The sequence below is a fragment of the Burkholderia sp. Tr-20390 genome (assembly GCF_017104595.1).
Lineage (GTDB): Bacteria > Pseudomonadota > Gammaproteobacteria > Burkholderiales > Burkholderiaceae > Burkholderia.
Map to the genome: position 1 here is coordinate 22,296 of NZ_JAAGPC010000093.1, position 13,649 is coordinate 35,944.

The following is a 13,649-nucleotide window of genomic DNA, read 5'->3' on the forward strand; positions in this document are numbered from 1 at the left end:
TGCCGCCGCGCCGACTACATCACCACGAATATCCCTGCTGACCGTAATCGGTATCGTGTCGGCGACCCCACCACGGCAGGTAAGCATTGTTTCCGCCACGCGCGCGGAACCAATCCTTGTTCGGATCGATCGTCGTCAACTTTGACGGCGGCAGGACGACAACCGCGACCGGATGCTCCGCATCGGTGGTGCCCGCAACCAGTGCGTTACCGCCAAAGTGATTGATCCGGCCGATCGCCAGTGCAACGTCGGTCAATGCGCTACCGGCCCCCATGTCGCCGAGCAGCGCCGCCGTGTTGAACGTCTGCTTTGAGTGGTCGTATTCCGGCAGAACTTCGGTGAGCGTTTGCGACAGGCCGACAAGACGGTTCGAGGCCGCATCACTGCCTTTACCTGCATCGTGGACGATGTATTTCAGGTCAGTAACCGCGACGCCGGCATTGCGTGCCGCGTGGTCTATAGTCGCCTTCCACGCCTGCACAGTGCGCGTTGTGCCAACCTTCGGCGAGAAGTCCTTCGTGTCGCCCGTCGCCGCCTTGCCGATCCATGCGAGCGGTTCACGCTCCGTGTTGAAGGTCGGGCCGGCGAGGAACAGTACAACAAGGTTCTCGTTAATCTGCGCGTCCGTGGGCGGAAAACTCGGCGCATCCCAATTCATGACCCACACGCTCTTGTCCGGGTTCGCCTGCAAGTAGTTCAACGCCTTGTTCAGCGACGTAAAGCCGGCGTTCGCACCGCCTTGCGTGACCTGCACATCAGGGGGCGTGTCGCGGCTCCATACTTTCGGGAAATTCGGGTTTCCGATCAAGAAAGTTTCCCGGATCTCTTTGGTCAAGAATTCTCTAGACTCGGTGACGTCGAGCCGCTTTGGAATTGCCAATTCAACACGAATTCCAGCAAGTTCACGCCAACTCTTTGGATTGTCGGGCTGCACTGTATAGAAGTACGACGGATTCATCGCGTAGCGGTTACGCAGCAAATCCAAAAAGGCTTCCATGTATTTATGATAGAAGCCCTTGAATGTTTCTTCACCTTCGTTGCCGTACACCAATGCCCCGATTGATTTGAGCGTCGAGAACGATTTCGGATCGGTGCGAACCATGTCATCGTTCTTGTTCGGTGCGGCGAGTCCTTGCGTCCACAACAATTGCCATTCGGTCGGATAGTCCTTGCGTTCGAGCGGATTCAACCAAATCAGTCCGACGACCTGCGCGACAAACGGCTTCGCCGGTTCTTCCGCTACTGGCGCTGCCTTGCCGGTGGGTGTCTGGGCGGGGGCGGCCTGTGCCGGCCGCATCATGGCCGTGGTGAACAAAAACACCACAAGCGCCAGCATGCCAGGCGCGACTACGAATCGTTTCATCCAATCTCCTATTTCCAAGTGTCCCGGGTCCGGTTGCTCCGCGTGCGCCATCAGCGTCGCCATGAGTAGGGCCGCGACCATCCATACCAAAGCAGCGACAGCGACACGTCGAGGCCATGTAGCGATCAGCGCCTTCATACTACGCCTCCGACCTTCAAATGAGCCTGACCTTCGCGCTCGTCAGCAATCGTGCCGGGCATGTTGCCTTCGCCGTTCTCTTTGTGGACCCATTTATGCATCGGGAGGTCATCGAGAATGCCAGATCTAAAATACTTGGCATATTTTCTGTTTGGATTGCTTTCCGGAATACCATCCCCCATCCGCCAATCTGCTTCAATGCGCAGCGCCTTGATTTGCTTTTCCGTCAGATAGCACAGGCCAACCGCCACATCATACGCAAGCGCATATTCGGCATGATCCGCATTGGTCATCGTTGTTGAATGGTTTGTCGGGTTATTGGTCTGGCCACGGTCCATCCCGTCCGTGATCTGCTTGTTGCGCCAATCCGTATAGCCTTCGGGCACGTCGCTTTTCCCATCCTCACCGATCACGTGACCATCCTTATCAACCCAATCGGAGTTCATCGTACGTCGTGCTTCCAAACGCATCAGCGCGCGATCCTCATAGCGTTGTCCGGTTTCACTCTCAGCCGTACCTTGGGCGTCACCGTCCTTGTTCTTCGACTTGTAAACGTCGTAGGGGTCGTCGGCCCGCTTTTCCGCATCGGCCTTGCTCGCGTCGCGCCATGCGGACGGCGGATCGTTGCCTTCGTTGAAGTCGCTTTTGGCTGGTCCATCTTCTGTCGGCGCGATCGGCTTGCCGAACCGCTTCGCCTTCGGCGAGAACGGTTGATCCAGCGCGGGGGCATCCGCAGTCACGGTCCAGCCCTTCGGCGGGTCTTCATTCACGCGGAACATCTTCAGTGCAGCAGTCGCAGCAGTTCCCGCGTACATGAGGGGCGCGGTAATTAATGTCCCCATCACCCCCCAGACCGACTCGTTTCCTTTGAGCGCACCAACCAGACCGAATTTTGCCGGCGGCGACGGCGGATACCAGAATCCCGGAGTCGTCCCTTTCTGTACATGCCGCCAGTCGTCTTCCCAATATCGATAGTCTTTCTGCACGCCGACATCGAAACCCGATGCGAAGACACGCTGTGTCAGTACGCCGGGAACACCGATATCGTTGATTTCAAGCTTGCTGATACCGCGCCAGCCAATCCCTTGAACCGTCACCGCCGAAATCACCTGATCATGCGGACAACAGTACGCCGTGACGCGGCCATATGTCGATTCATTCAGGCCGTGACGCACACGGTCTTCCTGTGCTGCATACGACTTGTTGCTCGTCGGCGATACCCGACTGTTCCCCATGTCTTCATCGATCTTGTCGGCAGGAAGTTCGTAGGCTTTGCGCGTGCCGATGATCGACAGAAACTTGCCAAACGTCTGCATGCGCGCTGCGTAGGTCTGCCGTCCGCGATTCCCGTGCGGGTCTTTCGTCTCACGTTGCGACCACGTATCCATTCCCGTGGAAGATTTATACGGGCCGTCCCCCTTCGCAAAGCTGTATGGTGCGTTTGCCAACACGTAGGCATCCGCCACGCATCGCCCCTTGTGTCCCCACGGGTCTTCAACGTCGGGCAGTGCATCGCCGAAGAACGCCGCCGTGAGGCCCACAATGTTGCCTTGACTGTGACATACGACGGTAATCGGTACGGTGGCCTGCATGCGGCGGATCGACTCGATCAGCTTGGCAAGGCGCAAGGCGGCAAGGGCGCCATACGCGCGGGGCGGCGCGCGATACAGGGGCCGATTGGTCGGGTTGATGGCCTGCACGCTTGTCCAACCGAATGCACGATCATCAAGTCCGCCATGCCAAAGATCGGGGAGACTCGAACATCCATTCGTGAACGGACCGCCGCCCCAATAGTCCTGTTCGTTCAGGAAAATCTTGTCTCCGTATTCCTTCAATTCTTCGACGGTCGCCCGATAACCCCACCGGAAGTGAATCACGTTCGAGAACGACGGATCGGGCTTGATGTAGTTGTCCGCAAGCAACTTTGGATTCAGAAATCCGTCCGGCGTCAGGCTTTCTGTGTACTTCGCGGGCGTCAATTGGCCGGCATCAATGCCTTGGTACTTCAATTGATCATCAAGACGGCCGAGCCGACGATTGAGGCCCTTGCACAGTCCTTCCTCCGCCGCCTCGAACCATTCGCCTTCGGAGTTCACGCCGTGCACGAAGATGACGATGCCGGGCAGCGGCATTTGCTTGATGCAGATAAGCCGGTTGCCCTTGTCGAACAAGGTCGGCCCTTCGGCACGACCCACAACAATGGGCGGCGGTTCTCCGCGCGATGCAGTTGCGCCCGCCGCATCGGATTTTGTGGTCGGTTCGTCGGTGCGCGCGTCGGCTACCGGTCGAGGATCGAGAAAAGAATTGGTCATCAAAACTCCGGCCCTTGCTTATACGTTCTTCTTGACGAACTGCACCGCCAGCTTTTCGAACTGGTCGGCATGCACCGCCGGCAGTTCGCCGGCCGCATCGGTCTTCAGATTCGACAGCGCCCCCGACGCCTTTTGTACCTGTCCGTCGAACCCTGCCGCCGCGTTGCCGTCCGTGGCACGAACGAGCTTCGGCACGCGGCCGAGCGCCGCATGATCGAATTTCGGCATGTCTGCGGACATGCTGGCGGGCCCATCCCACGAATGGCCGGCCGATTTCACCGTGAAGGTGCCGGGGCAACCGAGTTCAATATCGCTGCCGTGCAGCTTGAGATATGCGCCCCCCGACGTGACGAACATCACCTGATCGCTCGCCATGCCCGCGAGCTTGCCGCCGGCCGCAGTGAGTTGGATGTTCTTCGCCGAATCGACTTGCGTATCGTCGTTCTGCGATTGAATCGTGACCTTGCCTTGATTTGCGATGGCCGACACGCCTTCGCTATGTGCGAACATCGCGACGCCACGTCCTCCGTGCAGGTTAATACGCTCGCCGCTGGTGACTTGCACGTGTTGCCGCGCCACTTGATCGATGTTCACGCCGGCATAGGTCACGTGCGTTTTCGGCGTGACGTTGAGCGATCCGGCCTGCGCGCCGAACGCCATCAGCGCGGCCCCATCGCCGGCCGCACCCGATCCCGTTCCTCCGGGCTTCCATTCCTTGAACGCATCGGCAATGGTCGCTTGCCCGGCCGTATCGGCGGCTTGCCCACCGTGCTGGCCGGCATAGTCGCCAAGCGATTTGAAGAGCTCCGTGCACTGGCCAAGCAGGCCAACGAGTTCGTCGCGGTCGAGCTGCCCCCCGCTCGCCTGTGAGCGTGCGTAGGTCGTCAACAGAATGCCTTGTGCGGCGCGCAGCGCGGCGGCAGCGTCGGTGCGCAGTTCCGCACCCTCGCCCCGGTCGGTCCCGTGTCCGTCCTTCCGGGGCTGCGTGAGATACCCCAAGTTCAATTGCGTATGCGCATGTTCGCTCGCTAGCTGTGCGGAAATTTGCGAGGGGGTATCGTCAAGACGTAGTTGGTTATAACGTCGCCCCTTTATCTCCTTCGTCTTGATCCCGGACACGTACCGGTTGCCCGGCAGCGCGCCGGTATGGGTGAACGTCGCAGGCGGGTTCGCGCCGTTACTCAAAACCGCGATGATGACCAAACGGTCCGGGTCGCCTGAAAGACAGCCCAATAAAACTTCCATTCCGACGCGGGGCAGAAAAAGCGCGCCGAAGTTGCCGCCCGCCAAACTCGCCCCGACACGAATCGGCGCGCTGTCGCCCGCCAGTCCATTCGTTCCGACGCCTTGCGCGTGCGTATGGTCCGCCGGATCAAGGCCGTGAATCAGCACGCGCACGCGGCCGTCTGCGTCGCAAAACACTTCCTCTCCCTCCGTGCCGACAATCGTTCCGGTCAGCAGGTGTACGGGCGGCAAATCGATCTTCGGATCGTAGGAAGGTTTGAGCGGCACGCCGCGCCGGACGCACGTGAAACTGTTTTCGTAGCGCGCGTCTTCCTGCCCCGACACGTCGGCCGGCGCGGGTAGCACGGTCTGCGCAATGTTTCGGCTCGCTGCGAATAGCGCGATCACGCGGCCAGTTAGGTCTTTCGGAAGGTTGTTCCAGATATCGTGACGCACTGACGTAACGACGAACTGTCGCTGATCGGCAGGCTTCATGTCGAGTTCGGGATCGCCAGTCAACGTGAACCATGAACCGACCGGGATATCGCGGACGCTGCTGATACCGTCGCACCGCTCCGCTGCGAACTGATGCGCCAGCATCCGGTCGCGCGTGATGCGTTCATGATCGTCCCATGAATCGCCAACGTGTGGAATGTCGATCGCAACATCGGTCAGCAGTCGCGCAAGGTCGTTGCCGGACTCGCCCTGATCGATACCGGTAGCGACGGCGGAATCGTCCATGCGGGCCTTCTTGTAGTCCCACGATGGCCGGCTCGCCTTACCGGCCGAAAGGCTCTGATAGTGCGCAAAGAGCGTTACCGTGTCGCGTTGTTCGGTCCCTGCATCGCGCGGATGCAGGCGCACAGCACCGGCCGGTGCTTCGGCAAGCCGCATCGGGTCATCGCAAAAGACGAGTGTGTGAATCGGTCGCTCGTCGGTGATGCTGCGCGCACCGCCAGCCGGGCCTGCCTTCGCAAACACCGTGATCCCTTCGCGACGCAGTAGCCGGCGAACAAATCGTGCATCCGATTCGTTGACCTGCCGCGTCAGTTCGCGCGCCGGGTAGCGTTCACGACGCAGACTGGACAGGTCGAATTCGAACGCCCGGGCCAGCGCCGCACTCCGTTGCCGCCATTCGTTCATCAGCGTCGTGAGAATGTCGATAACGTTACGCGAACGGAATATGCGAGAGTTCGTGCGGCGGTCCATCAGCGACAAAGCGTCGCAAACGTTTAATCGATAGACGGTCAATTCGCCGTCCGATTGGCCCACCTGCACATCGCGAACGATCGCGTTGATCGTCTGCAAGCCGCCCCGGTCGGTCGTGAGGCGCACCGACACTGGCAGACCGAGAAGCAGCTTGGGAGACAGGTTGTCGTGTGTCGAAACGCAGTTCAGATAGCCGTCGATACCGGTCAGCAATCCTTCGTGGATATCCGCGTGATGAAGCGCCAGTAGATGACCGACCGCGCTTTGCGCTTGCCCAAAATTGAGGGCGACGGGCCGCTGGTTCCAGTCAACCAGACCGGACGAAAAACTTCGAAGGGTTTCAGCTATCGACATACCCGCGCTCTCATCGTTCTTATTCGTGACTTGGTCTTTTAAGCGGGCGGTCACGGGGACCACGCCGCGAAACTCGGAATTTGGTCGCTAGCATACCAAAGTTACAGAATCATTCGGCAGCGGCATATTTTGAGATATGCATTTACTCGATTAAGTCGTCAGCCGTGGCAAGCGCGGCGTCGCGCCGATGACGTGGCCCACCGAAGCTGCGCGCGCACACCGCGCTGGGTGATCGATCGTCGTCATAGTTCACCCCTGCGAGCCTTCTCAAGATGGCGATCCAGCATCGATTTGATCCGTTCGGCGCCGGCGCGATCGATGACGTCGGTTTCGAACATGCCTTCGATCAACTGCAGACCGCATCTACCGCCGTTCCTACGTAAGCATCCATTTGTTCATCGGCATGCACTATCCCGTCGCCAGTCGCTCGAATCCGCTCATCCCCAAACTTAGCGCGCGACTCTTTTAGGCCTTTCAACGCTTCGCCGTGGGCTCATCTCCACTTTCATTGCTGCTCCTGTCATTTATCCATTCCCGTTGACATCCGGCCCCTTCCAGACCCTTGCCGCGTGACTTGCTGAAAAGGACCAACACCGCGACCGTTAATTTCGCGGCACCTTCTAAGGGATTTCCCGTCTACGGTAACGCCCGCCGGGCGCCGTCAAGACATTTATCCCGTCACGCCGTTATGGCGAGCTTCCACGATCGACCGACCACACACCATGCGCAACCTTTCCCTGAATCAGAAACTCGCCTCGATGATCGTCATCCTCTGGCTCGGCCTGCTCGTGATCGCCGGGCTCGGCGCATGGCAGACGCGCGCATCGATGATCACGGACCGCCGCGACCAGCTCGCGTCGCTGGTCGCGCAGGCCGCGAGCGTGACCGACCATTTCTACAAGCTGTCGCAGCAGAACGCGCTGCCGGAAGCCGAAGCGAAGCAGAAGGCGCTCGAGGCGATCGCCGCGATGCGCTACGGCGCCGACGGCTACATCTCGATCAACGACTCGAAGCCGGTGATCGTGATGCATCCGATCAAGTCCGAGCTCAACGGCAAGGACGTGTCGAATTTCACCGATCCGAACGGCAAGCACCTGTTCGTCGAGATCGTGAAGGCCGGCAACCTGGAAGGCGGCAAGGGCTTCGTCGAATATCTGTGGCCGAAGCCGGGCGCCGACAAGCCGCAGGACAAAACCAGCGCGGTGCAGCGCTTCGCGCCGTGGGACTGGTATCTCGTGACCGGCATGTACATGAACGACGTCCGCTCGGCGGTGCTCGAAAGCGTCGGCCGCTGGCTCGCGATGACGGCCGTGCTCGGCGGGATCGCGACCGCCGTGATGGTGCTGGTGCTGAAAAGCGTGCGCGCGAACCTCGGCGGCGAACTGGAAGTGGCGCTCGACGCCGCGCAGCGCATCGCGCAGGGCGACCTGACCGCGCGCGTGACCGTGAAGCAGGACGATCGCGGCAGCCTGCTGCATGCGCTGCACACGATGCAGGGCGGGTTGATCGACATGGTGTCGCGCGTGCGGATGGGCACCGAGAACATCAACGTCGGCGCGAGCGAGATCGCGTCCGGCAACACGGACCTGTCGCAGCGCACCGAGGAACAGGCAGCCGCGCTCGTACAGACCGCGTCGAGCATGGACCAGATGACCGCGAACGTGAAGCAGAACGCGGACAGCGCCGCGCAGGCCGCATCGCTCGCCGGCCAGGCCGCGCAGGTGGCAACGCGCGGCAGCGCGGTGGTCGACGACGTCGTGCGCACGATGAACGAGATCACCGACCGCTCGCACAAGATCGGCGACATCATCGGCGTGATCGACGGGATCGCGTTCCAGACCAACATCCTCGCGCTGAACGCGGCGGTCGAGGCTGCGCGTGCCGGCGAACAGGGCCGCGGCTTCGCGGTGGTCGCGGCCGAGGTGCGCTCGCTCGCGCAACGCTCGGCGACGGCGGCGAAGGAGATCAAGTCGCTGATCGTGTCGTCGAACGAGACCGTCGAGCAAGGTGCTGCGCTCGTCACGCACGCGGGCGAGACGATGGCCGAGATCGTGCAGTCGGTGCGGCGCGTGAACGAGATCCTCGACGAGATCAGCCATGCGTCGCGCGAACAGAGCGCCGGGATCGAGCAGGTCAATCGCGCGGTGGGCGAGATGGACCAGGTGACGCAGCAGAACGCGGCGCTCGTTGAACAAGCCGCGGCCGCCGCGCATTCGCTGCGCGATCAGGCCGAGGCGTTGCGGGATGCGGTGACGCGGTTCGCGTTGCCGGCCTGACGGCGGCTGCCCGGCGCACGCGTGCTCACGCGGCGCGACCGGGCCGTGACGCGGTCAGGCCCGTGCCGAGCCCCAACCCCGCCGCCCGCTGGATCAGCTCGACGTCGTTGCTCACGCCGAGCTTCTTCATCGCACTGATCTTCTGCGCGCTGACCGTCTGCTTGCCCTTGCTCAGACGCTGCGCGATCGTCTTGATCGGCACCCCTGACAGATACAGGCGAATGACCTCGATCTCGCGCGCCGACAGCTTCACGGGCGCCTCGCCGCGCTCGCCGAATGCGTCGACCGCGCGCCTGACGAGCGGCGACAGGTAACGCCCGCCGCTGTAGCTCGAATGAATGGCCGTGACGATATGGCCGACCTCGTCGAACTTGCTGACGATGCTCACGCCGCCGATCGCGAGGATCGACCCGAAGATCAGCGGATTCTCGTTCGCGACCAGCGCGACGATCCCGACGTTCGGACGCGTGCGCCGCAGCCAGTCGAACAGCGCAAGGCCGTCCATCTGCTCGTCTGCCCGGATCGCATAGTCGACCAGCACGAGATCGCAATCGACGCCGCCGAGCGACGCGACCAGTTCGGCCACGCTCCGGTACACCGCGACGATCTCGATCGCACAGCCGCTGCCCGCGACCTGCTCGATGCCGGCCAGCGTCAACGGCCAGTCGTACGCGAAAACGACGCGAACATTGAATTTCCTCATGCGCAGTTCCAGTTGGTTCATCGGCCGCGCGACACGGGACGCGCACGGCCGGTTTGGCGTTGAAAGGACATTCAGGCTATTTTTAGCCTGAACGTCGATTCTATGAAGCCGCGCGCAGGCGGGATATCGGACGGCATCGGGATCGGCCGCCGGGGACGTAATACGAGTTTGATATTTGCGCCGGTTCGAATGCCCGATACCGGGCGGCGGGTCGCCGCGGACATCGGTCGAATGGCCAGCGTGGCGGCCGATGCGGGCCAAGCGACCGGCCAGCAGGTAAAATCGACGCCTTTGCATCCCGCGCCGGGCCACCGGAGGCGCGCGACGCGCCGATGCCGGCCGCGCGCCACCGCCCGTTTGCCGGCTGCCCGTACCTCGCTTTCCCCATGACCGAATCCGACCTGCAACCCGACGACACCTCCATCCACGAAGACGGCCTCTGGCGCGACAACGGCTGGACGGCCCGCATCATCAAGAACGAAGACGACGACGGCTGGGCCGTCGAGATGATCAAGGACGGCGAGTCCGAGCCCGCGCTCGTCGGGCCGTGGACCATGGGCCGCGACAAGAAGAACCCGAAGCCGATGGACGCGAACGCGTTCCGCACGCTCGTGAAGACCGCGACCGAGGTGCTGATGCGGCACGAGCAGCAGCGGCGCGCGATGCTGCACAAGGAGGTGACGGTTCAGGGCGAGGACGACCAGGATGTGTCGGTGACGCTCGACATCGTGCCGGACGAATTCGAGCCGTACGCGCAGCTCAAGGCATTCGATCCGTATGGCGAGCTGCTGGCCGAAGCGAAAGTGTCGGCCGGGTTCAAGCTCAACAAGGCCAGCGCCGAGCGCTGGGTCGCATCGGGCTTCGAGCGGCCGGCCGCCTGATCGCGCGCGGCGCGCCGGGCCGCGCGCCAAGGCGCCGGCGCCCTGCCGTGCGCGCCGCAGCCGGCGCGCCGCCAGCTTGCGCCGCACGAGCTGTTCGAACTGCTGCGTCGCGACCGCCGGGTCGCGCGCGGCCAGCCCGAGCGCGTTGCGCACGAGCTGGATCGGCGTCAGCACGAGGCCCCACGGCACCCCCCACCAGCCGAACGCGGCCGAAGCCAGCAGCGCGACCGCCTGCTTCCTGCGGCCGCAACGCCGGCAGCACACATGGCGCCGCGTCGCCCAGCGCGTGACGAACAGCAGCGACACGACGCGATGCGACGCATGGACATCCACCGGCTGGTCGTCGCGCCCGCAGATCGGGCACGGCCCGTAACGCCAGTCGTGCACGTACTCCCAGACTTTCGCGTCGGGCACCCGTTCCGCCTCGACGACGATCGGATGCGCTTGCGCGCACGCCGGACGGCAATAGCGGCGGCCGTCGATCGACCGCCCGCCGACCAGGAACGTCCTGCCGCAGTGACTGCACTCTGCCACGGTAACCTCGGATAAGCGTGATGCGCCGCGTGCCGGACGCGCGCAGCAGGGCTGCACCGGCGGTCCGGACGGGCCGTTTCCTGTCTTAACGGCCGACATCGCGCGGTCTTGAGCGACGGTTTGCCGCAGCGCGTCAGCCGTGCAGCCCGTGCGAGGTCATCAGCCGGTACAGCGTCGCGCGCGAGATGCCCAGCTCGGCCGCCACGTCCGCATGCTGGTGGCGGTGGCGCATCAGCGTTTCCTCGATCGCGTGCCGCTCGGCCTGCCGGCGCGCTTCCGCGAGCGTCGGCGGCCGCCGCGACGTGTACGGGTGCAGTTCGAGATCCGCGGCCGAGATCATCGGGCCGTTCGTCATCACGACCGCGAACCGGATGCGGTTGATCAACTCGCGCACGTTGCCGGGCCATGGGTAGCTGTGGATCGCTTCGATCGCGCACGGCATGAAGCCGCGAATCCGGAGCGAACTGTCGCCGCGATAGCGCCGCAGCACGTGGTCGGCGAGCAGCATGATGTCGCGGCCGCGCACGCGCAGCGGCGGCTCGTCGATGCGCAGCACGCACAGACGGTAGTACAGGTCGGCACGGAACCGCCCCGCCTGCATCGCGGCCTCGAGATCGACGTGGGTCGCCGACACGATCCGCACGTCCACCGGAATCGACGCGTGCCCGCCGAGCCGCTCGATCGTGCCTTCCTGCAGGAAGCGCAGCAGGCTCGCCTGGCTCTCGAACGGCATGTCGCCGATTTCGTCGAGAAACAGCGTACCGCCGTGCGCAGCCTCGATCCGGCCGATCTTGCGCTGGTGCGCGCCCGTGAACGCGCCGCGCTCGTGGCCGAACAGCTCGGCCTGCAGCAGCGCCGGCGGAATGGCCGCGCAGTTCACGGCGACGAAGGGCGCGTCGGCGCGCAACGACTGCTGGTGGATCGCCGCCGCCGTCAGCTCCTTGCCGGTGCCAGATTCGCCGGCGACGAAGACGGTGGCGTCCGTGTTCGCGACCTTGCGGATCGTCGTGAACAGCCGGCGCATGGCGTCGCACGAGCCGATCATCGTGCCGCCGGGGGGCGCCGCATCGGCGTCCGGGCTGCCGTCCGCGAGCTTCAGCATCCCGTATGCATGGCCGACCAGATAGCCGATCGTCGTATAGGCGTTCGCATTGCGCACGTAGTCGAAGCAGCAGTGGCGAATCAGGCGCGCGATGGTGAGATCCCGCAGGCGCTCATGGTCGGCGAGCGCGACCCAGCCGACGCGCGGATCGCGCAGCAGCGTTTCGAACGACTTGACGTCGGGCGACGCGAAGCTGCCGAAATCGACGATGCCCGCATGCGGCCGGTTCACCCTGACGAGATTCAGTGCGTCCGCAACGGTTTTCGCGCGCCACACGTCCCAGCCGCGTGACGCGAGGCAGTCGACGAGCGCGGCATCGTGCTGCTGCGACAGGTAGACGAGTGGCCGCGGCGGTACGACATGGTTGCGCCGGACGGCAACGAACGGCGCCGGTCCCGCCTCGCGTTCGAGATCCTGCGGGCCCGACACCCTGATCTGGCAGCAATAGTTCACGATGGCCTCGTCGCTTGGATGGGTGGTCGAAACGGCCGTCGCCGGATCGCGCGGGGCGGGACATCGTGGTCCCGCGGCGCGGCGCCGGGCCGTCCTCGGATTGACGTTTCGTTATCGGCAGAACACGACGCGCTGCGTGTAGATCTGCGGCTCGACGACCGGCTTCGCGGAACGGTTGAGGTCGTCACGATAGGCGCGGTAGGTCTTGCCGTTTACCGTGACTTCCGTCGCAGGGGCCGTCTCGATCGAGCCGAGCCCGTTGCGCTGCCACCCGCTCACCCGCTCCGCCGCCGTCACGCTCGACTCGCCGGCGATCTTCTGCGTGATCGCGCTGCCGTCGCTCCATGGCTGCGTCTGCATGTCCTCGGCGTGCTGCATCGCGCCGACCGTCTTGCCGGTCGATGTCGGCCCCTTCTGCGCTTCGAACGGCGCGCCACGGCCGTACACCGGCGATTGCCACGACGGGGCGTGACCTTCCTCCGGCATCATGTAGATCATCTGCGGATCGCCGATCATCATCATCGGCGCGCATGCCGTGTTGTCGGCGCGACCGAGCGTCGACAGCGCCTGCTGAACGCTCACGGCGTTCGCGGCGGTCTGCTCGCCCAGGATCACGAAGACCGCCGGGTTCTGAAATACCGACTGCGCCGCGGCTTGTGCGCTGTACAACAACAGAGCGACCAAAAAGATCCTCATGATTGAGGCCTCCTTGCATCCTCGTCAGGCAAAAAGAGGTGTTGACCTCGGGGATGGGATCAACACCCGTCAAACAGGCAACGACCGTCGGGCATCGGGGTCGAACGTCTCCCGTGTGGCCGGTGTTCCGGTCACACGGGAAACCGACCCGCGTGCTTACGACGACGTGCTCGTCGAGATGACCGCCGGAGCCGGCACGACCGGTGCAGCCGGGGCCGCCTGCTGGTCGACCGAAGCCGGCGGCAATGCTTGCGCCGGATCGGACAACGCGGGCATGTCGGCGGGCTCGCGCTCGCGGTCGGGATCCTGGTGGATGATGCGACGGTGACGATCGAGAACATCGAGCGGCACCTGCATCTCGGCACGAACCTGCACGACGCGATCCTCGAAGGCGCGGGCGAGAT

Annotated in this window: 9 protein-coding genes and 1 pseudogene; 2 read left to right on the forward strand and 8 right to left on the reverse strand. The window is 63.5% G+C overall.

Translation table 11 applies throughout. The features are described from left to right. Positions 1 to 19 precede the first annotated feature (19 nt). The 3 genes from G3N98_RS23360 to G3N98_RS23370 are packed head-to-tail and all read right to left on the reverse strand — an operon-like array spanning position 20 to position 6,600. Positions 20 to 1,501, reverse strand: a complete 1,482-nt coding sequence (locus tag G3N98_RS23360) for a virulence factor (RefSeq protein WP_206149348.1) — start codon at positions 1,499 to 1,501, stop codon at positions 20 to 22. Continuing rightward, positions 1,498 to 3,813: a hypothetical protein gene (locus G3N98_RS23365; protein ID WP_206149349.1), complete on the reverse strand. Its 2,316-nt coding sequence runs from the start codon at positions 3,811 to 3,813 to the stop codon at positions 1,498 to 1,500. The genes G3N98_RS23360 and G3N98_RS23365 overlap by 4 nt, the downstream gene beginning before the upstream one ends. A gap of 18 nt (positions 3,814 to 3,831) precedes the next feature. Next, the gene (locus G3N98_RS23370; RefSeq protein WP_206149350.1) at positions 3,832 to 6,600 is read right to left on the reverse strand and encodes a type VI secretion system Vgr family protein; all 2,769 of its coding nucleotides are present in this window, start codon (positions 6,598 to 6,600) and stop codon (positions 3,832 to 3,834) included. 722 nt (positions 6,601 to 7,322) lie between these two features. On the opposite strand from G3N98_RS23370, the gene G3N98_RS23375 reads away from it, so the two are divergent. Continuing rightward, positions 7,323 to 8,876, forward strand: a complete 1,554-nt coding sequence (locus G3N98_RS23375; protein ID WP_206149351.1) for a methyl-accepting chemotaxis protein — start codon at positions 7,323 to 7,325, stop codon at positions 8,874 to 8,876. Positions 8,877 to 8,901: 25 nt separating this feature from the next. On the opposite strand, the gene G3N98_RS23380 is transcribed toward G3N98_RS23375, so the two are convergent. Then, positions 8,902 to 9,579, reverse strand: a complete 678-nt coding sequence (locus G3N98_RS23380) for a response regulator transcription factor (protein WP_089433336.1) — start codon at positions 9,577 to 9,579, stop codon at positions 8,902 to 8,904. Between the two features lie 386 nt (positions 9,580 to 9,965). Between G3N98_RS23380 and G3N98_RS23385 the strand changes: the two genes are divergently transcribed. Continuing rightward, positions 9,966 to 10,460, forward strand: a complete 495-nt coding sequence (locus tag G3N98_RS23385; protein ID WP_069252109.1) for a hypothetical protein — start codon at positions 9,966 to 9,968, stop codon at positions 10,458 to 10,460. A gap of 30 nt (positions 10,461 to 10,490) precedes the next feature. Here G3N98_RS23385 and G3N98_RS40365 read toward each other — a convergent pair. The 4 genes and pseudogenes from G3N98_RS40365 to G3N98_RS39895 form a co-directional block, all read right to left on the reverse strand. Then, positions 10,491 to 10,994: pseudogene (locus G3N98_RS40365) on the reverse strand (hypothetical protein); the annotation flags it as partial. Positions 10,995 to 11,127: 133 nt separating this feature from the next. Then, complete coding sequence (locus G3N98_RS23395; protein ID WP_346779103.1) at positions 11,128 to 12,525, reverse strand: sigma-54 dependent transcriptional regulator; 1,398 nt, start codon at positions 12,523 to 12,525, stop codon at positions 11,128 to 11,130. A gap of 135 nt (positions 12,526 to 12,660) precedes the next feature. Beyond that, positions 12,661 to 13,245: a hypothetical protein gene (locus tag G3N98_RS23400; RefSeq protein WP_089475251.1), complete on the reverse strand. Its 585-nt coding sequence runs from the start codon at positions 13,243 to 13,245 to the stop codon at positions 12,661 to 12,663. A gap of 156 nt (positions 13,246 to 13,401) precedes the next feature. After that, the coding region (locus G3N98_RS39895) for a hypothetical protein (RefSeq protein WP_241026047.1) at positions 13,402 to 13,649 on the reverse strand (248 nt) is incomplete at its 5' end.